The sequence below is a fragment of the Ornithinibacillus salinisoli genome (assembly GCF_042684965.1).
In the GTDB taxonomy this organism is placed as follows: Bacteria; Bacillota; Bacilli; order Bacillales; family Amphibacillaceae; genus Ornithinibacillus; species Ornithinibacillus salinisoli.
On sequence record NZ_JBHUMI010000017.1, the window covers coordinates 299,889 to 321,362 of the forward strand.

Sequence of the window (21,474 nt, forward strand, 5' to 3'; positions counted from 1 at the left end):
CTAACCTCTTTTTGTTAATTAGCTTAAAGAAGACTACATGGCTGATCAATTAACATTATTCGAAGAGTATGATCCATTTACAGGAAAAAGAAATAAGAAGAAATAGGAGATTCTTTAGAATCCGTGAGTGAATGTGGTGCAAGAGGGAAATCCGTTCGGTGGGCTATTAAGGCCAAGGCCGGTAACAAAGAATTTCAGCCGCAGAGCAAACCACAAGTTCACACTGGTGGTTTTAATTTTTAGTAATATTTTTTGGAATATCATGTTAGTATCAGTATAGAGTTATTAAACCAACAAGGAAGTTCAGTTTACAAAGGGAGGAGTTCTTTTGAATAAACTATTGTTGTTTATTATTCGAACTTAGTTTTAATTGGTGCGCTTTTCAAAAGGAATCGCATCATTTTTATTGAAATTAAGGAGCAGATTAGTGTTTTGAAAAGCCCTTGTGGAACGTGCTTAAAATCAAGATTATGAACTTCATGCCTGAATTACCAATGAGTGAATATGTGACGATTGCAGAATGAACTCTTTTTAAGCATTTAATACGGGCGAATTTTAATAAGAAGGTGTTTAACATGTATAGTGAAACGAATGATTTGGCACAAGGTTTTATAGATAATCCAGAAAAAATAAAAAAACTATACAAACGCACTCTAATTATTGTCGTTATTTCTCAAATGTTTGGTGGGGCAGGATTAGCTGCTGGAATTACTGTTGGAGCACTTCTTGCAGAGCAAATGCTAGGAACAAATGCATTTGCTGGACTGCCAGCTGGTTTATTTACTTTAGGTTCGGCAGGGGCTGCAATGATAGTAGGAAGACTTTCTCAACGTTTTGGACGACGTATAGGTCTCGTAACAGGTTTTATAACAGGTGGGATAGGAGCTGTTGGTGTTGTAATTGCAGCTATAATAAGTAGTGTGTTTCTTTTATTAGTTTCCCTATTTATTTATGGTGCAGGTACTGCAACAAATTTACAAGCTCGATACGCAGGTACGGACTTAGCTAATAAGAAGCAGAGAGCTACTGCTATAAGTATAGCGATGGTTTCAACAACCTTTGGTGCAATTGCAGGTCCAAACTTAGTGGTTGTTATGGGCAAATTTGCGCTTTCTATTGGTGTTCCAGAACTAGCTGGTCCTTTTATTTTATCCGCAGTCGCATTTATTTTAGCAGGTCTGGTACTATATGTTATGCTTCGTCCAGACCCATTCATTATAGCTTTAATGATTAATACGTATAAACAGGAACGGAATGAGGATTCAGAGGCTACTAACCAAACAAGAAATAAAAGAGGAATTACGGTTGGGGTAACAATTATGGTACTTACGCAAATTGTAATGCTTGCCATTATGACAATGACACCAGTACATATGGAACATCATGGTCATGGATTAAGTGACATTGGTCTTGTTATTGGTTTTCATATCGGTGCAATGTATCTTCCTTCACTCTTTACAGGAATCCTTGTTGATAAGATTGGTCGTACTGCTATGACAATAGCTTCTGGATTTACATTGCTCCTTTCGGGTGTAATAGTGGCGATTGCACCAACGGATTCTGTGATATTTTTAGTTATTTCTCTTTCTCTTCTTGGATTAGGGTGGAATTTTGGCTTGATTAGTGGTACAGCTCTAATTGTCGATTCAACAGATGCTTCATCACGTGCCAAGACTCAAGGAACAACAGATGTTTTTATTGCGTTAGCAGGAGCTGCTGGTGGTGCTTTGTCTGGAATGGTTGTTGCTGGTTCAAGTTTTGAAACATTGTCATTTGCTGGTGGGATTTTGTCCTTCATACTTATTCCAATCGTAATATGGTCTCGGAGAAGTAAAGTTTGATGATGCTTTTTCTTCTACAAAGGGACTTTAGTACATCAAGAAGATCGCCAATATGGGCTGCTTTCTTAATGAAACCAGCAGTAATGTATCTATTCATCACCCATACATGTTGAATAAGTATTGTAAGTTATTGGGATATTACTACAGAGGTGATGTAGATGAAACAAATAATCATAGTGATATTTTTAGTTGCACTATTCTTCATGGTGCCATACCAAATAAGTGCACAACCGAACATAGAATGTCCAAATGTTAAACAATTAGAGCGAACTTCTTTAAAAGATAAGGAAGAGCTTCTAGATGCACTGGATAAAATTGTGCCTGTAACTTACGGTCATGGCGACTACGGAAACTTCTATTCTGAATGGGAAGTAATTACTGCTCAACCCTTTCCGGAAACAGTTGGACAAGAGAAGGAAGAGGTTTATTATGAAATGGCAAAAAATTTCTGTGGAGAAGCAGTTGCAGATCAATCCTGGTTAGTTAAACTGTATTTTCCTAGGTGGGAAGGGAAAAGTGCGAGTGCTTTAGAAGGTCAGATCTTTTTAGCAAAAAGTAAGGAAAAAGACGGTTGGTTTGTCTGGTTTAGGTATCATTAAATAGTAGATTCCACTCAATAAAAGGTGCAATTCATGTCTGAATTGCACCTCTGCTTATTTTTGATTATTCTTCGATGGTTTTATAAGTAACATTAATATAATAATTAGAGTAAATGCTATCAATGCCAAAAATGGGATCGTAATAAATCCGCTCCAATTAATATACTCAGCACTACATGGAACACCATTGGCACATGGTTTAATATCTGCAAAACCCGGAACCTTTTGTTCCAGATAATGAAACAGTGATATAGACCAGCCAATTACTGCTAAAGGTAATACATATTTTTTAACAGACCAATCATTTTGAAATGTTGCTATTCCTAGAATCAAAGATAATGGATACATAAGAATGCGCTGATACCAACAAAGCTCACATGGAACAAAACCTCGTATTTCACTAAAGTAAAGACTCCCAAGTGTTGCAATAACGGAAACTAACCAAGCTACATAAAGTGATAATTGTCGAATACCTACTTTATTCATTTCCTAATTTTCCTCTAGTGCATTTTCTATAGCATTTGTAATTGCGTCATAATCAAATGGGTCCTCTATCATTGTTCCATCTACCATAATAGTTGGAGTAAGTTCTACCTCGAATTCATTTACCAATTCTGTATCTTTATTTACTTCGTCCATATATGAATTGCTTTCAATAGCAGATAGTAATTTATCTCTATCAATTCCTGATATTTCATCTGCTACTTCAAGAATCTTCTCTGTTGTAATCCAACTGCTGTTATGATTTTCACTTGGTTGTTCTTTAAAGAGCGCTTTGTGAAAGTCCCAATATGCATCAGGATTTTGCTTATATACCGATTCGGCAGCTAATGATCCTAATTGTGATTCTTCACCGTGAAATAAGACATTTATAAATGAGAATTTAACCTTCCCAGTATCTACATAGTCGCTTATTAGCTGAGGATAAATGTTTTTACCCCATGCTTTACATGCTGGACACTTAAAATCTCCAAATTCCACTATTGTTACAGGAGCATCGGAGTCACCTAATGTAGGTTGTCCCTCAATTGGCGGTTGTTTGTCAAACGTTTTTTCTTCGTTTGATTCAGAATTACTGTTATTAATAACAACCAACGCAATAATTAATGCAACAATTAATAATGTGACAACAACAACAAATTTAAATGGCGATTTTTCACTTTTCATTAAAACACCTCTCCATATTCTTATGTGCAATTAATTTTACCATCAAACTATTATGTACACGAGTTTACTAAGTATTGTTCAAATACTTTTCATAATTTTAAGATGTTATATATATTTAATAAGGGTGCAATTCCATCATAGATTGCACCCAATTAATGTAAAAATACTAGTCACTATACTTCGTTTTCATTAAACGCAATGAATTAAGCACTACAATTAATGTAGCTCCCATATCAGCAAATATCGCTAACCATAGCGTTAGCCAACCGGGGATGATTAATAGAAGTGCTAATATCTTCAATCCAAGGGCAAATGATACATTTTGCTTAATAATAGATAATGTTTTTCTACTCAAAGCAATTGTATATGGTAATTTTTCTAGATCATCAGCCATTAAAGCAATATCAGCTGTTTCTAAGGCAGTATCGGTTCCTGCACCACCCATAGCAATTCCAACAGTCGCGGTTGCAAGTGCTGGTGCATCGTTTACTCCATCTCCGACCATTGCTACATTTCCATTTTGTTCTCGAAGTGATTTAATTGATTCTAGTTTATCTTGCGGTAACAGTTCTGCTTTAATCTCACTTAACCCTAAATGATTGCCAATTGCCTTTCCAGTGGCCTCATTGTCTCCCGTGAGCATAATGGTTTTTTTTATACCAATCTGATGAAGTTTTTGTATGATTGATAAACTATCTTTACGAACTTGATCTGCTACTGCAATTAAACCTTTTAATTCTTGCTCCGTTCCTAATAACATAACTGTTTTACCTTGTTCTTGTAATTCATTAATCCGTTGTTTGGTGTCATCAGAAACCGAAGTCATTTCTTCAAATAATGTTGGACTACCAATGAAATATTCTGTACGATTTACTTTTGCTTTCGCACCCTTACCTGTTATGGATTGAAAGTCTTCTGCCTCATACGTTTCTATATGGTCATGTTCAGCCTTACGAATTATTGCTGAGGCAAGTGGATGCCCGGAAAATGATTCAATCGCCTTTGAAATTCCCAAAAGTTCATCATTATTCATTGTTGATAGTCTAACGATATCCGTAACTTCTGGTTTCCCCTCTGTAAGTGTCCCGGTTTTATCAAAAGCAATTACTTTTAATCTGCCAGTCTCTTCTAAGTGTATACCACCTTTTATTAGAACCCCCTTGCGAGCTGCATTCCCTATCGCTGTTACAATTGCCACAGGTGTAGAAATTACCAAGGCACAAGGGCAACCAACAACAAGTACTGCAAGACCTCGATATACCCATTCAGACCAAATGCCTCCGAAGAATAGCGGTGGTATGATTGCAACTAATAGAGCAATTAACACGATAGCCGGAGTATAATATTTTGCAAATTTATCAACAAATTGTTGAGAAGGTGCGCGTTCTGATTGCGCTTCCTCTACCAAGTGTATAATCTTAGAAATCGTTGTATCTTGCACATGTTTAGTTACCCGAACCTCTAAAGAGCCTTCTTCATTTAAAGTTCCAGCAAATACTTCATCACCTGTAGTTTTATAGACAGGGATTGATTCACCTGTTATAGTTGCTTGGTTTATGGAAGAATGTCCTTTTACAACTTCACCATCCATAGCAATTTTTTGTCCTGGTTTTATGATCATAATATCGTCAATACGAACATCTTCTACATCAATTTCAATGATGTTATTTCCGCGTCTTATAGTTGCTCGGTTCGGCGCAATATCCATAAGCGTGCGAATAGATTGCCGTGCTTTATCCATTGAGTAGCTTTCCAATGCTTCACTTAATGCAAACAAGAAAACTACTACTGCACCTTCACCCCATTCACCAATGACTGCTGCTCCGATAATCGCAATAGTCATTAGGGTTTTCATATCAAATTGCAACTTCGTTAAGTTTTTTAAACCTACTTTGAATAACTTAAAGCCACCAATTAAAATGGATAGCCCAAACGTTCCAATAGTAATTGGACTTTCTTCTCCTAATTGAAAAGAAAGAAAATAACCTATTAAAATAAGAAATAATGAAATCATTGTCGTAAGGTTTTCACGTTTTCTCCAGAATGGTTCCTTTTTTTCTACTAGACGTTGTCGTTCTGGAAATACTTTGATACCATCAAAAGCACCAGCCTGTTCTAGTTGCTCGATGGAAGCCTCTCCTTGTACGGTAATTTTAGATGCCCCAAAATTTAATTGAACATCTTCCACAGTTTGAATGTTACTTATGTTTTTTTCAAACTTAGCCGCACAATTTGTACAGGATAAACCTTGTAAGCGATAGACGTTTTTGTTATTTTCCACTCTTAACACCATCTTCTGCATGTATTATAGCGATTGATACGAGTTGACGAATATGGTCATCTTCTAGTGAGTAAAAAACTAGTTTCCCTTCTTTTCGATACTTAGCTAATCCCATGTTACGTAATAATCGTAAATGGTGGGATGCAGTTGCAGTTGTTGAGCCTATAATATTAGCAACATCACAAACACATAATTCTTCATCTAAGGTAAGAGCATACGCTATTTTCACACGAGTTGCATCTGCTAATGCTTTAAAAATCATTTCAGCCCCATTTACTTTTTCTACTTGTGGTTGAATACGATTTACTTTTTCCTCATCAAAACAAAATATGTCACATGTATCTTTAGATGTATTTAACACCTTTTCTTCACTCATTTTTCTCACCTTCATTCAAATGATAATTTGATTATTTGTTTTTAGTGTATGCTTTAACCATATTTTTTGTCAATTCATACATTCAAATGATTGTTTTAATGTGGTAATATTATCCTATATTAATCTGGAGATGATAAACAAGTGTATCAAACTATTATAATTGGTGCTGGTCAAGCGGGGTTGGCTATGGGGTATTACTTAAAACAATCCAATCATTCCTTCCTCATTTTAGATGAAAATCAAGAGGTAGGTGAAGTATGGGATAAACGCTACGATTCCTTGGTCTTGTTTACACCGAGATCGTTCAGTTCCTTACCGGGATTAAAACTTAAAGGGAAACCACAGGGCTTTCCGTCAAAAGATGAAATATCGCAATATTTGAAGGAATATGTGGAATCTTTTAAACTACCGATTAAGCATAACAATAAGGTTACTTATGTTCGAAAAGAGGATAACATATTTCATATTACGACTGAGCATACGGAGTATGAAGCTCAAAATGTGATAATAGCTACTGGTCCTTTTCAGAAGCCAAGAATTCCTGCCTTTGCGAATACGTTATCAAAAGAGGTTATACAGTTACATTCGTCTGAATATGAAAACCCCTCACAATTAAAAACAGGAAATGTGTTAGTTGTGGGCGGAGGGAATAGTGGAGCGCAAATAGCTGTAGAAATTTCACAAATAAAGAAAACTTATCTATCAACTAGTCAACGTTTAATATTTCTACCATTAGTTATTAGAAATAAAAGTATATTTTGGTGGTTTGATAAGGTTGGCATATTAAAAGCAACCTCCAATTCATTTATAGGGAGGCAAATTCAAAAAAGAGGGGACCCAATCTTTGGTCTTGAATTGAGGTATGCTATTCGAAATGGTGATGTGGTCGTTAAAAATAGATCCATTAGTGGTCAGGAAAATAAGATTTTATTCCAGGATAACACGCTTCTTAATGTACATAACATTATATGGGCTACTGGTTTCCTATTTGATTATTCCTGGTTACATGTAGCTGGTGTTTTGGATAGGAAAGGGAAGCCAATTCAGCATAGGGGTATTACCAACGTAGACGGCGTATACTTTTTGGGTTTACCATGGCAACATAGAAGAGGATCAGCTCTCTTGCAGGGTATAGGTTATGATGCAGAATATGTAATGAATCATATTAAGAAGAAATGATAACACAATAGGCTTTATTAAGATAAGAACTGTCCCTCTATTCCAGGAATGATTAATAGTTACCAGGAATATACATAGAGATTAGAAAGGGGGGAGTTCCTATCACGAAAAAAATACTTTTATTTTGTGACCCTGGTATTGATGATTCGTTAGCTATTATGTATACCTTGATAGATCCGGAACTTGAACTTGTTGGTATCGTCACCAGTTATGGGAATGTGACAAAAAACCAGGCTACAGCGAATGCAGCCTATTTATTGCAATTAGCAGGAAAAAACAACATTCCAATTATTCCCGGTGCAGCAAAGCCAGTTCAACAGGAAGAGGTTACTTTTTATCCGGAAATTCACGGGGAAGGGATCGGGCCGATACAGCCCCCAAGTAATTTGCAATATCAGACGTATCCTTTTGACACCATTCGGCTTATCATTGAAAGATATAAAAATGAAATTATCGTAGTCGACACAGGTCGATCAACCACTTTGGCTACCGCTTTTATCCTATTTCCGGACGATATGAAAATGGTTCATTCTTATTATGTAATGGGAGGGGCATTTTTTGTTCCTGGTAATGTAACGGCACTCGCAGAAGCAAATTTCTTTGGAGATCCGACTTCTTCCAATTTTGTTCTTAAGTTTGCACATAATCTAACAATTACACCATTAAATGCCACTCAATTCGCTGTTCTTACTCAGGAAATTGTGGATGCTATTTCTGAGAATGAGAAAAACATTTATGCGTTTATGATGGCTCCTGTATTCGAATATTACTATGAATTTTATAAGGAAACTGTTCCAGGTATTCCTGGTGCTCCTATACATGATTTACTTACAGTTATGCTAGTTAAAAACCCTACCATCGTTGATTACACATATTATGATGCAAAAGTAGTTGAGGAAATCGAAGCAAAAGGGATGTCCTATATCGATATTCGACCAACAAGTAAAACGGGGCAAACGAGAGTTGCGATAAATCTTCACTACGAAGAATTTTTAAGGGAATTTATTAAGGTAATGTTACCGGAGTGATAACGGATTCGAACAAGCACATTTGGAACAGTAAAACAAACAATTAAAATGACTAAAACAACACTTTATATTTTGACAAAAAATTCTAAATTCGATAAATCAATTTCATTTTCTTACGGAGAGCTTCAATAGTTGAAAGAGGCAGATATAGTTGATTGAAAATAGAAATCTTAAGAAGAGATTGCTCTACGTTATAAAAAGAAACTTTTTCATTTTATATGGCCATGTAGGTATCACTTTACCCACATGGCCATCTCGTTGTTCGATTCTTATGAGGTTAAATCTTCACCTTATATCCATCAGATGACTTCATCTCTTTCACAAATGCTACCAACAAATCCTTCGTAGCTTTCAGGTCCTTCAGATCAATTACTTCTATGGAAGAATGTGCATATCTAGAAGGAATGGACAAAACACCAGTTGGAATACCGTGTTGAGCTAAAGTTAATTCACCTGCGTCTGTACCAATCCCAGGAAAAACTTCCAATTGATGTGGAATAGTATGTTGCTCAGCGATTTCTACTAAATGATTCCGGACTTTTTTGTTAGCTATTAAACTAGCATCCATTACTTTGATACCTGTCCCAGCACCAAGCTCTAATGTTTGATCCATCATTTCTTCGGTTGTATCACTTACTGCAGTAGTGTCTAGGGCAATTGCTACATCAGCTTTTTGCTGATGACTAATGACCCTTGCTCCGCGTAATCCTACTTCCTCTTGAACTGTAAAAACTCCTATCAGTTCCCCAGAGAAGTCATTTGCTTCTAACTCCTCTATAGCTTCTATTAATACAGCACAGCCTGCTCGATCATCAAATGCTTTGCCGACTATACGGTTTTCCGTTAATTGATCAAAATATGGTTGCCACGTAATGGTATCACCAATTTTTATTCCTAATTCAATTACCTCTTGTTTAGATGCTGCCCCTACATCAATATAAAGCTGTTGATGAGTTCGCACTTTCTGAGGATCATCGAACTTTTTCATATGGGCAGAAATTGTCCCAATCACACCTGGGCGTAGTCCAACATTCGTATTTATTTGTACCCGTTGTGATAATAAAATACGATCATCATGGCCACCCAGTTTTTCAAATCGCAGTAACCCATTTTCTTCAATTTTTTTCACGATAAATCCAATTTCATCCATATGGGCAGCAACAACAGCTGTTGGCCCTTTTTGTTTTCCCTTTTTGCTAACAATCAGATTACCAACTCCATCTATGTCTAAAGAATCGACGGAGTCTTTAAGCCGTTTAGCTATGTACACTGCTACTTCCTCTTCAAACCCACATGGTCCATGAATAGTCGTTAATTCTTTTAATAAATGATTCATACTAGTATCCCTCCAATTGTTCTATTTATCATACTATATACGTTTCTACTAGGCATTAAATATGTTTATAAATAGGCGATAACTTGATTAGAATACTTTTTACAAAAAATGTTAATAATGGTTCATAACTATAGCTATAAGGGAGGAGGAGACGATGGATTTTATTTATAAGCAAAATACTGTTCTAATGGTTAGAGCATTATATTTTTGTATGGAAACGAACTGGTCTGAATTGGGAAGAATTCATAACCTTTCACCAGCTCAACAACATATCTTATTTATCCTATCTACTAATGGAAACACATTAACCCCTTCTGAAATCAGCGAAATCGGTTGCTGGCACATTTCTACTGTTACAAGACTACTTAAACCATTAAAACAAAGAGGTTTTATCACGGTTATTCAAGATCCCAAACGATCAAAATTCAAGAAAGTTACAATTACCTCCTCTGGAAATGAATTATTTCAACAAATCGTTGCAACGATAGTAGAACAAGACTCCTTTCCTTTTGAAATGAGCCATTTGTCTAAAGAGGAATTGGATTCTTTCTTACATACTGGCAGGAAAATTCTTGATGCAAATAAAGGAGAAATGTTCGGAGAAAAATTATTTAATGCGAAGATAGATGGAGTGGATTATACAAATATTAATTTGGATGAAAAACCGTTATAGTGATTTAATCTGAAATATTCTCCATTAAGCCAATGGCATTCATACAATTGTCATTTTTACTTGCTAATCGATCTGGTATGATTAGGACAGTGTATGTGTTGGGGGAGATATAATGTCAGATATCAATGTTTTTATTGCTTTCGGTGCGGGTTTGCTATCGTTCATTTCACCATGTGTTTTACCTCTTTATCCAGCTTTTTTGTCTTACATAACTGGTATGAGTGTTAGTGAATTGAAAGATGATAATCAGAAAGTGAATAAAAAAGCTTTATTGCATACTATTTTTTTCTTGCTTGGTTTCTCGATTATCTTTATAATTCTTGGTTTTTATACATCTTTATTTTATGAATTTCTAACAGCTTATAAAGATATCATTCGTCAATTGGGAGCAATTGTAATTGTGTTTTTTGGTCTTGTTATTGTTGGCATATTTAACTTCGAGTTTTTAATGAAAGATAGAAAGATATCACTGAAAAACCGTCCAGCAGGATTTGTCGGTTCGTTTCTCATTGGGATGACATTCTCTATCGGGTGGACACCATGTATGGGACCAATTCTTGGAGTTATAGTTTCACTAACAGCGACTACTCCAGACATTGGTATGGTTATGATGATTAGCTATGTCCTTGGGTTTTCCATTCCGTTTTTCGTATTGTCCTTTTTTGTTGGTAAATTAAAGTGGATTAGAAATCATAGTACGAAATTAGTTAAGATTGGTGGCTATATCATGATTCTTTTAGGTGTAGCTTTGTTTTTTGACTGGATGACGAAGCTATCTGCCATTGTAGCTGGATGGCTAGGATTATTTGGATTGTAAACGTATAAAATTAAATAATTTCTTTATTAGGTATTTCCAATCGCTCAAACCATAGTCGTTTGAGCGATTTTTACTATGTTAAACTAAAATTAATCATTACTAAAAACATAAAATAGTCCATATATGCAACTTTTTCTAAGGAAACTGCATCTAAGTAGTGCAAGGGAGGGGAGAGCTAGATTGCATCTTGTTAACAGGTTAATAGAGAGAGAAGAAAGTGCACTTATCGAGTTAATGAATGAATATGGAGATTACTTATTACGAACAGCATATTTATTAGTAAAAGATCACCAAATAGCAGAAGAGGCTGTTCAAGATACGTTTATGACAGCATTTGATAAAATTAATCAGCTCGATGATCCTAGTAAACTAAAAAGCTGGCTCACCTCGATTGCTGTAAATCGTTGCCGTACACAAATGCGAAAGTGGAATTGGAAAAATATATTTCTAAATTTAGAGATTGTTGAGAAGGTAAAAGAAGATAATTCTGTGCAAAGTCCAGAAGATGACCTACTTGTAGAAGTGTGGAATCAGAACTTAAGTAATGCCATTCAAAAACTAGATTATAAGTATAGAGAGGTTATCACACTGTTTTATTTTAGCGAATTTAAAATTCATGAAATTGCTAATCAAACAAATACCAAGGAGAGTACAATTAAATCGAGGCTTAAAAGAGGTCGGATATTATTAAAAGAAATTTTGATGGAAGGAGAGGATTTTACTGATGGAAGACAAGAGACAATTTAAAAAACAGCTGGATAAAGAATTAGCTTCGATTACGTTTTGTAAACAAAATAATGTGCTTGATCGTGCCTATCCAAGGACATGGAAGGATAAAATTCGTAACCTTTGGAATAAAGAAGTTGAAGTTCCTCTCCTGCCAATAAGTGCAGTTTGTGTGATCATTATGTTTTCATTTGGATATAAGGAATTTTACTTGAATCAGCACCAAGTGATAACTAATGAAAATGTGTTAATTGAGGTTGCTGGAAATACATATTGGAAAGAGGATTTGGAGAGGGCGATGATTAGAAATGAAGATTAAGATAAAGGTAAAACATCTTGTTTTAGTTATAGCTGTTTGCTTTTTATCTATACCATTTATGACATCTTTTATTGTCCCTCAAATTGAATTATATGTGGCGGATAAAAAACTAGAAGATGGAAAATCAGGGGGAAAGGCGCTGATGATGGATGCATTAGAGGGACCTCTGTTGCCTGGGCAGAAATGGGATAAAATTATAAAATATATCGTAGGAAGTGGAGTTGCAGGGGGATATGATATTTATGTTGGTCCTTCCATGACTACTCATAGCGGTCATGCTATAACTGAGGCAAATTTTACTTGGGAGGAGAAATTACCTTATTTATATGATTACTTGGATAACGGTCCAGTAGATGGTTATTTAGGAAGCGTGGCTAAAGAGCTAGCTTCCTATTATCAACGGGAAAGGCAGTTAAATAAAGCGGATGAAGTATTGTTAAAAGCGATAAATAGATTTTCAGCAACTCGATATTCAAGTCATCAGGATGAGCTGCTATTAGAGCGGGTAAAAATAGCTATAAACGAATCTAAATTAGAAAAAGCAAAAAAATATATTCAAGAGTTAATTCAAACAATTGATCCAGAAAACTACTATAAAAACGCTGAAATAGCAAAGTTAAGAGCGGAAATAATTATTCGACAAGGAAATTTAAAGAAAGCATACAAGGAAATTAAAACAGCTCTAAATAAATATGAAGATGATTGGGAAAAAGAGAATACTAGATTGACCGAGGAAATAGAAGGGGATACGGAAGAAATTAATATTGAAAATACGGTTATCTATCAACAATTGCAGTCATTAGAATGGCATTTGTCCAAAGCGATTGAAAATGGTGACGAATCAATTGTTACAGTTAATGGCAAGGTTGTTCGTAATGATGGAACACCACTAAAAAATGCTGGGGTTTTTCTACGCAAAGAAAGTGCTGTAAATAGTAGTATTACAGAAGATGAACCTTATCCAGTAATAACTGATGAAAATGGCAACTTTGAAATTAGCGGTGTAATACCAGGGAGTTATCAAATCTTTTTAGGTTTTATGTTTGAGCAAATCGACGGTTGGACATGGCCTATCAATAGTAATGAATGGATTGAAGTAGATGGGAGTGAGGATATTCAGTATAACATCACATTACATCCACTAATGGATATATATTCGCCAGTCAATCAAGAAAAGATCGCGGATAAGGAAGTAACGTTTACTTGGGAAGAGATAGATGGTGCCGCATATTATAACATTAATCTAGGAGTGGGTATAGAGTCAGGATCTGTTGGAGCAAGTTTTAAAACAGAAATCAAAGATACGCAACTAACGGTTCCAATTGAGAGGTTATATGATAAACAAATAGGATTATTAATTGGAGATGAAGATATTGTTGACCCGTATCCATTGTTGGGATTTACAAATCCAAATAATCGGTTTTCCTGGAGTGTTGAAGCATATAATGTTAATCATGAGCTCATAACTCGCAGCAATGGATATAGACTTAATGGGGATACAATTGGAAATTTACCCTTCTTTCATTTACATAAACGACAACTAACAAACGCCGATCGTCTATTGATAGAGAAAAAGGAAAAGGAAGCATTAGTTGCATACAAAAAAAACTATGAAGAAAATCCTGATGATATCCATAGTTTACGTATGATAGTTCGAATGATTGGGATGGAAGGAGACGGATCTCTTGAGACAAGGAATCAATTAGCATTGCCATACTTAATCGAATTGGCAGAAAAGTCTTCTTCTCCTGAGTATTCCTATGAAGTAGTAAATTACTATTATGAAAAAGAGGATTGGAAAGCTTATCACAAATGGTACGAACGATATGCTGAGTTAAATGATGGAGTGGTATCGGAATATATTCAAGGAACCTTTGCTAGTGCATTAATGAAACAAGAAAAGCTTGAAGAGTCTAGAGAACTTTTTCAAGAGGTAATGCAAAAAGATGAAAGTAACTATTTTGTTGGTAATTGGTTAGCTGTTGAGATATATCTAAGTGAGGATTTTAATAAAGCGATAGAAATAGCTAAAGAACATCCAGATAAAACGTATCTAGGTCATGGTGAAACTCGTAAAGATTGGTTGACCTTAGTGAAAAAACTACAAGAGGAAAGTGTTCCGTTTACAAATTACGAACAAGAATTAAAGAATGTACTAGAATTATATTTTAAAAGTAATGAAGAAGAGTTAACACAGTGGATAGAAGCAACCGATAAACAAGCATTAAAGAAGTTTATAAAAGCGATCAGAGAAATATAGTTACCTTACATTTTTCCCGATATTGGATGATTCCAATATACGGGTTTTTTTATAAAGGAAAAATACACTTGAATGGCGAATTAATTTAAATGGAACTATAAAATTAAAGGAGATGAAGAAATGAATCGATTAAATTTAGTGACCTTAGGTGCAAAAGATATGGTAGAATCGCTTAAATTTTACCGTGAAGGATTAGGTTTTGATGTTCTGGTATACGGAAGTGAAGAGTCTCCAGATGTTATTTTCTTTAAAAATGGGGGTACGAAAATATCACTTTTTCAAATTGATAGTTTAGTGAAAGATATTAATGAGGAGAACCCTCCAAAACTAGTAGAAGGTTTTGGTGGCATTACGCTTGCCTATAACGGTAAATCCAAAGAAGAAGTTGATGAAATATTTGAAATGGCAAAAAATGCTGGAGCAACTATAGTTAAACCACCAGAAAAAGTATTTTGGGGAGGCTATAGTGGCTATTTTCAAGACCCTAATGGTTATTATTGGGAAGTTGCTTATGGTGAGATGTGGGAATTTGATGAAAATGACATGTTAATCATTAAATAACCGATTCAAGATACATGAAACCTTTTTAAATCCTCCTCGTATGTAATAGTAAATAATAAATTGGGGGATTTATATGTTTCAAAATTTAAATGAGCAAATCGTACGGGTAAAGGGAGATATTCGTAAGAAGGGTAAATTCGAGAAGCAATTAACCGATTACGAAAATGAGTTACAAGAAGTTGAGGATACAATTAAAAACGTATCTGAACAGCTAGAAAAAGAAAAGAAAGATGTGCAAAAATTAGAGGGAATAAGTATTACGAATTTAATCTCAAGCATAGTTGGAACAAAATACGAAAGATTAGATAAAGAAGAAAAAGAAGTAGCTGCTGTACAACTTCAACTTGAAGAAGCAAAGAAAACGAAACATGAAATAGTAGATGAAATGACTGTTGTACACCAAAAACGGAAACTTGTAATGAATAGTGAGCAGGAATATCAAGAATTATTACAGACAAAAGAAGCGCTAATTAAGGATAGTAACTCAGATTACTCGGACAAACTATTTCGTTTAGATGAGGAAGAAGCTGATGTGCAAGCATATCTTACGGAATTGGGAGAGGCAATTACAGCAGGTGAAAATGTTAAATGGGCACTCCTTCAAGCAATTGACTCCCTTCAAAGCGCCAAAGGCTGGGGGACGTGGGATATGGTTGGTGGTGGAATGATATCCAGTGCGATAAAACATGACCATATTGATCAAGCCACGGACCAGATTCATATCGCACAATCGAAAATGCGAAAGTTTCAAAAAGAATTACTAGACGTAAATGAAGTAGCAGCTATGCATGTGGATATGTCTGGATTATTAAAGTTTGCTGACTTTTTCTTTGATGGATTTATCGTAGATTGGATGGTACAGGGACGAATTAACGATTCATTACAGCAAACAAAGGAACAATTATCACATGTTAATAACATTCTTTCCAAATTAAAATCACAAGAAGAACAAAGCGAAAATAACCTAAACCAGTTAAAAATAGACAAGAAAAATGTAATAGAAACATTGTAGGTTTACAGGTACTCTGACTAAAAAATCTGAGTACCTTTATTCATTTTAATATTTTAATAATAGAAGGTAAAATCATACAAATTCTACATAAATGAGTAGTTATTTCTGTTAATCTAACGATAGTATAGGTAAAATATGAAGTAGTATTAATGGAGAGGGGAAATTATCGTGAGTACATATCCAAATGTAAAAGAAACGAAAGAACTCATAAAAAAAATTGTGTCTATTCCAAGCCCATCAGGATTTACTTCCAATGTGATCGCATTTGTAGAAGATTATTTAAAAGCATTACATGTAGAAACGAAACGTAATCGTAAAGGTGGATTAATTGCAACCTTGCCTGGAGAGAACACTGATGAGCACCGCATGTTAACAGCCCATGTAGATACGTTAGGAGCTATGGTGAAAGAAGTGAAAAGTAATGGACGACTTCGCCTAGATTTGATTGGTGGCTTCCGCTATAACGCAATTGAAGGGGAGTATTGTGAAATTCATACTTCGAACGGTAAAGTTTTAACAGGAACCATTTTAATGCATCAGACTTCTGTTCATGTGTATAAGGATGCTGGAAAAGCAGAGCGAAATCAAGAAAATATGGAAGTTCGTATCGATGCAAAGGTAGAAAATGCGGATGATATTCGATCACTTGGAATAGAAGTAGGGGATTTTGTTTCGTTTGATCCACGTGTGCAGGAAACAGAAAATGGATTTATTAAATCTCGTCACTTAGATGATAAAGCAAGTGTGGCGATTCTTTTGCAATTAATTAAACGAATAAAGGAAGAAAATATCACATTACCATATACCACCCATTTCTTAATTTCGAATAATGAAGAGATTGGCTATGGTGGTAATTCCAATGTAACTCCAGAAACAGTAGAATACTTAGCTGTTGATATGGGAGCAATGGGTGATGGACAGTCCACAGATGAGTACACGGTATCTATTTGTGTCAAGGATGCTACTGGCCCCTATCATTATGGGCTACGCAAACATTTAGTTGATCTGGCAGAAAAAAATAACATCGGCTATAAACTTGATATTTACCCTTATTATGGGTCTGATGCATCTGCTGCTATCAAATCTGGGCATGATATTGTACATGGTTTAATTGGCCCAGGAATTGATTCTTCCCATGCTTATGAAAGAACACATGAATCCTCATTAGCACAAACAGAGCAATTAGTTTATCAGTATGTAAAATCTGAAATGGTATCCTATTAAAAAAAGTGAAGTAGCCTAAGTTGTGGCTACTTCACTTTTTTTTATAATATATAATAATATACACAAAGGAAGTGAAATAAACTTCCAAATAATATAAAGATATGAAAAATCTCGTGAAATCCCATATGTTTAAATTCTAGAAATCTAGGTTTTAGCCAGTATATAAAACCACCTAAAGTATAAGCAATACCACCAAGAATTAGTAAAAGCAATCCATTTGTACCAATAATATTTGCTAGTGAAGAACTAAAGAAAATAACAATCCATCCCATGGCAATATATAATCCGGTGGATAACCATCTCGGTGCTTGGAACCATATCAATTTGTAAAGAACTCCAATCAAAGCTAGTCCATTGATTACACCAAACAGAACCCAACCAGTAACCCCGTTTAAGCTTATTAAACAAATTGGTGTATAGGTCCCAGCTATTAATACAAAAATCATCGAGTGATCAATTTTTCGTAAAAATGCAATGACATGATCTTTTGCTACTACCATATGATAAGTAGCAGAAGCGGAATACAGTAATATCATACTGACTCCGAATATGATTACAGCCATGATGGTCAGTATAGAACCTGATTCAGAGGAGGCTTTTATAACAAGTGCAAGAAGTCCAATAAAAGCTAATAGGGCTCCAAATAAATGCGTCAATCCATTAATAGGTTCTCGAATATACAATCCCATGTACCATTACCCCTTTACTCTATAACATAGTTTTTAATACTACATAACACAATACACCCATTTCAATATGTAGTCAAGCTTTACTTTCATGCCGTTTTCACCGTATAATAGACCCATATCTTACGTAATGAGGTTTTTATAATGGAAAAATTAAATGAATTATTGGATGGTTTATATTTAGATAACCATCTATCAATTAAGGAAATGCCCGATTTAGACTTATACATGGATCAAGTCATTCAACTTTTTGAAAGTAAGTTTGCTAGTTCAAAAAGAAATGAAGAAGAAAAAATATTAACTAAAACAATGATTAATAATTATGCAAAAGGCAAATTATTATTTCCGATAAAAAATAAGAAGTATTCGAAGGACCATTTGATTTTAATCAGTTTGATTTATCAATTGAAAGGTGCTTTATCAATTAAAGACATAAAAACTGCTTTGGAGCATGTAAACGAAAAAATTACGAATGATAATTTCAATGTAGATGATCTTTATGAGATTTATCTATATCTATCCGAGTATAATCGGGAGCAGTTTCGAGAGGATGCGCATGAATGTGCAAGTGAAGTGAATCGTCAGGTTAGTTTGATGGAGAATAGCGATTCGGATTATCTAGAGCAATTGTTGTTGGCTATTTCTTTCGTCAATATGAGCAATTACTATCGAAGAGCGGCAGAAAGAATAGTTGATGAAATCGGAAAAGGGAAGGAAACTACTTAAGTAGGTTTCTTTCCCTTTTCCTTTATAACTAGGATAAGAAGTTATGGCTAGTGGTCGCTGTTATTTATACATGATATGGTAAAATATAAGTAGGTTTGGCATTATTTTCGATCATTGAAAAATATGATAAAAATGCTATTGATGAGGGTAGATACTTTATTATCTACGAAAGCGTATAAATAGATAAGAGTAAGGAGAGGTAGAAATGATAGATTTACGAAGTGATACGGTAACGAAGCCTACAAAAATGATGAGACAAGCAGCATTTGATGCAATTGTAGGTGATGATGTCTATAACGAAGATCCAACAATTTTAGAATTGGAGGAACTGTCTGCCAGTATGCTTGGCAAAGAGGCTGCGATGTTTGTGCCAAGTGGGACACAGGGAAATCAGGTAGCCGTACTTACTCACTGTGTATCTGGTCAAGAAGTGATATTAGAAGCGAATTCTCATATTTATTTTTATGAAGGTGGTACGATATCGGCGTTTGCGGGGGTACAGCCAAGGACAATTAAGGGTATTCGTGGTGAGATGAGTCCGGATGAGGTGGAAGCAGCTATTCGAGTTGATGATATTCATCAACCTGAAACGGGATTGATTTGTCTCGAAAACACACATAATCGTGCAGGTGGTGCCATTGTACCGTTAGCAAATATGAAAGAAATCTATCAACGTGTTCAGAATCGTAATATACCAATTCACTTAGACGGTGCTAGATTATTCAATGCTGCTGTTGCTACTGGTATAAGTGTGAAAAAGTATGCTCGTTATACAGATACCGTTCAATTTTGTCTTTCCAAAGGACTAGGAGCACCAGTAGGGTCTATCATAGCTGGTACGCAAGAATTTATTATGAAAGCTAGGAAATGGAGGAAACGATTAGGTGGTGGGTTAAGACAGGCTGGTATTATTGCTGCACCTGGCTTAGTTGCATTGAAAACCATGGTTGATCGTTTAGCGGAAGATCATGAAAAAGCTAACAAGCTGGCGACAGGCTTATCAGCTATACGCGGACTATCCATTGAAAATAAAGTTGATACGAATATTGTACTAGTAAACACAGAGCAATCGGGGTTAAACGCCAATCAATTTATCGAAATTTTAAAACGCGAAGAAATTTTGGCAGTAGCATTTGGTCCAAACACAGTTCGCTTTACAACACACTATGATGTTACAGAACATGAAATCAGTAATGTAATAGAAAAAATAGCGAAAAATTTGTTGTAATTTTACCTATCATAGCATAAAAATTTGTTGTTGAGTCTGATATTTTGTACTAGAAATGATTTGTTCTCCAAAGAATATATTGTGAAAAATTGTATCTACTGATATATAACTAAATAAAGTTATATAGAAATATAAGATCGTTTATTGAATGACTTAATAATATTAGGAAAAGAAATGGCTAATTAATAGTCAATCTAGAGAATCTATCATACGATAGATTCTCTTTTTTAATTGACTAGTCCTATATAGGCCTGAGGTCTTATTCTAAAATATTGCTTAGGCTCATTACGGCAAATTAAAATTCTCGGTAAGATGGAATCAAGATAAAGAAAGGAGGCAGAACAGATGAAAAAATTCTTGTTATTTATTGGAGGCTTGATTGCCTTACTCGTTTTACTTGCAAATCTCGGTCCGATGGTAATATTGGGTGTTAGCATCTGGTTACTATATGTAATCTTTAAGAAATTCATAAAAAGTGACTCCACAGCTGGAAAAGTTGGTTGGGTAATACTAGGGTTAGTTGTACTAAGTATTACGTTCTCCAATATGTTTGCAGTGATTGGTTTAGCGGCAGCTTTTGCGCTATATTTAGTAATTACAAACTGGAAAAAGGACAAGGATGACCCAGTCGTAAGCGAAGTAGAAGAAGATGATGACCCATTTAAAAATTTTGAACGTCAATGGGCAGAAATTAATAATTATTAAAGGAGAGATTTTTAATGACAAACATATTTACGCGTATGAAAGATTCTATATCAGCAGACCTACACCAATTTATGGATCAAAAAGAACAAAAGAACCCAATAGCTGCATTAAATCAGTATTTACGTCAAAGTGAACAAGAAAAAGAAAAGGTGCGTAAACTAGTAGATCGCCAATACAAATTAAAAGATGAATTTACAAGTGAATATCATAAAGCACAGGATCTTGCAGACAAACGGTTGAAACAAGCTAAAATTGCAGAAAAAGCTGGGGAACAGCAAATGTATGAATTTGCGATAAAAGAACATGAAGAGTATCACGCACGTGCAGAACGAATGAAAGCTTCTCGTGAAGAAGCTATTGAGCAATTAGATATGCTGGAGCAAAAGTATGAAGAAATGAAGCATAAGTTGAAAGATATGTATCTACGCCGAATGGAGCTTATGGGGAGAGAAAACATTGCACATGCAAATCACCAAATTAATAGGGTGATCGAAGAAGTATCTGATAAGCCATTCTCTCGTTTTGCTGAGATGGAACGTTACATTGAAGGGTTGGAGTACAAAGTAAATAGTGCCTATTACAAAAGCACATTCGATCATAAAATAGCTAAGCTTGAAAAGGAAATGCAAGAAAACGAGAAAGTAAATTAATTTCATGCAAATGAAAAAATGATATACTAAGTAGGCGCAGTTATCTGCGTCTACTTCATTATTATTGGATAGAAGGGGGT

The 21,474-nt window shown here is 35.1% G+C and carries 22 protein-coding genes and 1 pseudogene; 17 read left to right on the plus strand and 6 right to left on the minus strand.

The genetic code is table 11. From position 1 onward, the window contains the following. Positions 1–22 precede the first annotated feature (22 nt). The 3 genes and pseudogenes from ACFSTA_RS15465 to ACFSTA_RS15475 form a co-directional block, all read left to right on the plus strand. Positions 23–106, plus strand: a pseudogene (locus ACFSTA_RS15465) (IS200/IS605 family transposase); the annotation flags it as partial. Positions 107–575: 469 nt separating this feature from the next. Further along, complete coding sequence (locus ACFSTA_RS15470; RefSeq protein WP_377557696.1) at positions 576–1,841, plus strand: MFS transporter; 1,266 nt, start codon at positions 576–578, stop codon at positions 1,839–1,841. A 158-nt stretch (positions 1,842–1,999) separates the two neighbouring features. Continuing rightward, on the plus strand, positions 2,000–2,440 hold the full coding sequence (locus ACFSTA_RS15475; protein WP_377557697.1) for a hypothetical protein: 441 nt from the start codon (positions 2,000–2,002) through the stop codon (positions 2,438–2,440). Between the two features lie 54 nt (positions 2,441–2,494). Here ACFSTA_RS15475 and ACFSTA_RS15480 read toward each other — a convergent pair whose 3' ends face one another. From ACFSTA_RS15480 to ACFSTA_RS15495, 4 genes are all read right to left on the minus strand, one after another. Beyond that, on the minus strand, positions 2,495–2,926 hold the full coding sequence (locus ACFSTA_RS15480; RefSeq protein WP_377557698.1) for a disulfide oxidoreductase: 432 nt from the start codon (positions 2,924–2,926) through the stop codon (positions 2,495–2,497). Between the two features lie 3 nt (positions 2,927–2,929). Next, positions 2,930–3,607 carry a DsbA family protein gene (locus ACFSTA_RS15485; RefSeq protein WP_377557699.1) on the minus strand — a complete coding sequence of 226 codons (678 nt, stop codon included), beginning with the start codon at positions 3,605–3,607 and terminating at the stop codon, positions 2,930–2,932. A 166-nt stretch (positions 3,608–3,773) separates the two neighbouring features. Continuing rightward, entirely contained in the window at positions 3,774–5,909 is a 2,136-nt protein-coding gene (locus tag ACFSTA_RS15490; RefSeq protein WP_377557700.1) for a heavy metal translocating P-type ATPase, read from the minus strand. Continuing rightward, the gene (locus ACFSTA_RS15495) at positions 5,878–6,264 is read right to left on the minus strand and encodes an ArsR/SmtB family transcription factor (RefSeq protein ID WP_377557701.1); all 387 of its coding nucleotides are present in this window, start codon (positions 6,262–6,264) and stop codon (positions 5,878–5,880) included. Before ACFSTA_RS15495 ends, ACFSTA_RS15490 begins: the two co-directional genes overlap by 32 nt. Positions 6,265–6,405: 141 nt before the next feature. On the opposite strand from ACFSTA_RS15495, the gene ACFSTA_RS15500 reads away from it, so the two are divergent. Both ACFSTA_RS15500 and ACFSTA_RS15505 read left to right on the plus strand, forming a co-directional pair. Beyond that, positions 6,406–7,443 (plus strand): flavin-containing monooxygenase, encoded by a 1,038-nt coding sequence (locus tag ACFSTA_RS15500; protein ID WP_377557702.1) that lies wholly within the window; start codon positions 6,406–6,408, stop codon positions 7,441–7,443. Between the two features lie 80 nt (positions 7,444–7,523). Continuing rightward, on the plus strand, positions 7,524–8,471 hold the full coding sequence (locus ACFSTA_RS15505; protein WP_377557812.1) for a nucleoside hydrolase: 948 nt from the start codon (positions 7,524–7,526) through the stop codon (positions 8,469–8,471). A gap of 277 nt (positions 8,472–8,748) precedes the next feature. On the opposite strand, the gene ACFSTA_RS15510 is transcribed toward ACFSTA_RS15505, so the two are convergent. After that, entirely contained in the window at positions 8,749–9,807 is a 1,059-nt protein-coding gene (locus ACFSTA_RS15510) for a M42 family metallopeptidase (RefSeq protein WP_377557703.1), read from the minus strand. 154 nt (positions 9,808–9,961) lie between these two features. Between ACFSTA_RS15510 and ACFSTA_RS15515 the strand changes: the two genes are divergently transcribed. The 8 genes from ACFSTA_RS15515 (at position 9,962) to ACFSTA_RS15550 (ending at position 17,399) form a co-directional block, all read left to right on the plus strand. Next, a complete protein-coding gene (locus ACFSTA_RS15515) occupies positions 9,962–10,480 on the plus strand; it encodes a MarR family winged helix-turn-helix transcriptional regulator (protein ID WP_377557704.1) in 519 nt (172 codons plus the stop codon). A gap of 112 nt (positions 10,481–10,592) precedes the next feature. After that, complete coding sequence (locus ACFSTA_RS15520) at positions 10,593–11,297, plus strand: cytochrome c biogenesis CcdA family protein (RefSeq protein ID WP_377557706.1); 705 nt, start codon at positions 10,593–10,595, stop codon at positions 11,295–11,297. A 180-nt stretch (positions 11,298–11,477) separates the two neighbouring features. Further along, positions 11,478–12,044 (plus strand): RNA polymerase sigma factor, encoded by a 567-nt coding sequence (locus ACFSTA_RS15525; RefSeq protein WP_377557707.1) that lies wholly within the window; start codon positions 11,478–11,480, stop codon positions 12,042–12,044. Continuing rightward, positions 12,022–12,342, plus strand: coding sequence for a hypothetical protein (locus ACFSTA_RS15530; protein WP_377557708.1), 321 nt, complete (start codon positions 12,022–12,024; stop codon positions 12,340–12,342). The genes ACFSTA_RS15525 and ACFSTA_RS15530 overlap by 23 nt, the downstream gene beginning before the upstream one ends. Beyond that, positions 12,332–14,602: a hypothetical protein gene (locus ACFSTA_RS15535; RefSeq protein ID WP_377557709.1), complete on the plus strand. Its 2,271-nt coding sequence runs from the start codon at positions 12,332–12,334 to the stop codon at positions 14,600–14,602. The genes ACFSTA_RS15530 and ACFSTA_RS15535 overlap by 11 nt, the downstream gene beginning before the upstream one ends. Before the next feature lie 120 nt (positions 14,603–14,722). Then, positions 14,723–15,163, plus strand: coding sequence for a VOC family protein (locus ACFSTA_RS15540; RefSeq protein WP_377557710.1), 441 nt, complete (start codon positions 14,723–14,725; stop codon positions 15,161–15,163). A gap of 73 nt (positions 15,164–15,236) precedes the next feature. Beyond that, on the plus strand, positions 15,237–16,175 hold the full coding sequence (locus ACFSTA_RS15545) for a hypothetical protein (RefSeq protein ID WP_377557711.1): 939 nt from the start codon (positions 15,237–15,239) through the stop codon (positions 16,173–16,175). Positions 16,176–16,343: 168 nt separating this feature from the next. Further along, a complete protein-coding gene (locus ACFSTA_RS15550) occupies positions 16,344–17,399 on the plus strand; it encodes a M42 family metallopeptidase (RefSeq protein WP_377557712.1) in 1,056 nt (351 codons plus the stop codon). A 41-nt stretch (positions 17,400–17,440) separates the two neighbouring features. Here the strand turns inward: ACFSTA_RS15550 and trhA are convergent, their stop codons facing one another. Further along, on the minus strand, positions 17,441–18,088 hold the full coding sequence (gene trhA / locus ACFSTA_RS15555) for a PAQR family membrane homeostasis protein TrhA (RefSeq protein WP_377557713.1): 648 nt from the start codon (positions 18,086–18,088) through the stop codon (positions 17,441–17,443). Between the two features lie 141 nt (positions 18,089–18,229). On the opposite strand from trhA, the gene ACFSTA_RS15560 reads away from it, so the two are divergent. The 4 genes from ACFSTA_RS15560 to ACFSTA_RS15575 all read left to right on the plus strand — a co-directional run bounded on the left by ACFSTA_RS15560 (position 18,230) and on the right by ACFSTA_RS15575 (position 21,394). Further along, positions 18,230–18,811 (plus strand): DUF1836 domain-containing protein, encoded by a 582-nt coding sequence (locus ACFSTA_RS15560; protein WP_377557714.1) that lies wholly within the window; start codon positions 18,230–18,232, stop codon positions 18,809–18,811. A 205-nt stretch (positions 18,812–19,016) separates the two neighbouring features. Then, positions 19,017–20,039 (plus strand): low-specificity L-threonine aldolase, encoded by a 1,023-nt coding sequence (gene ltaE / locus ACFSTA_RS15565; protein ID WP_377557715.1) that lies wholly within the window; start codon positions 19,017–19,019, stop codon positions 20,037–20,039. Between the two features lie 345 nt (positions 20,040–20,384). Next, positions 20,385–20,744, plus strand: a complete 360-nt coding sequence (locus ACFSTA_RS15570; RefSeq protein ID WP_377557716.1) for a lmo0954 family membrane protein — start codon at positions 20,385–20,387, stop codon at positions 20,742–20,744. A gap of 14 nt (positions 20,745–20,758) precedes the next feature. Beyond that, a complete protein-coding gene (locus tag ACFSTA_RS15575) occupies positions 20,759–21,394 on the plus strand; it encodes a PspA/IM30 family protein (protein WP_377557717.1) in 636 nt (211 codons plus the stop codon). Positions 21,395–21,474 lie beyond the last annotated feature (80 nt).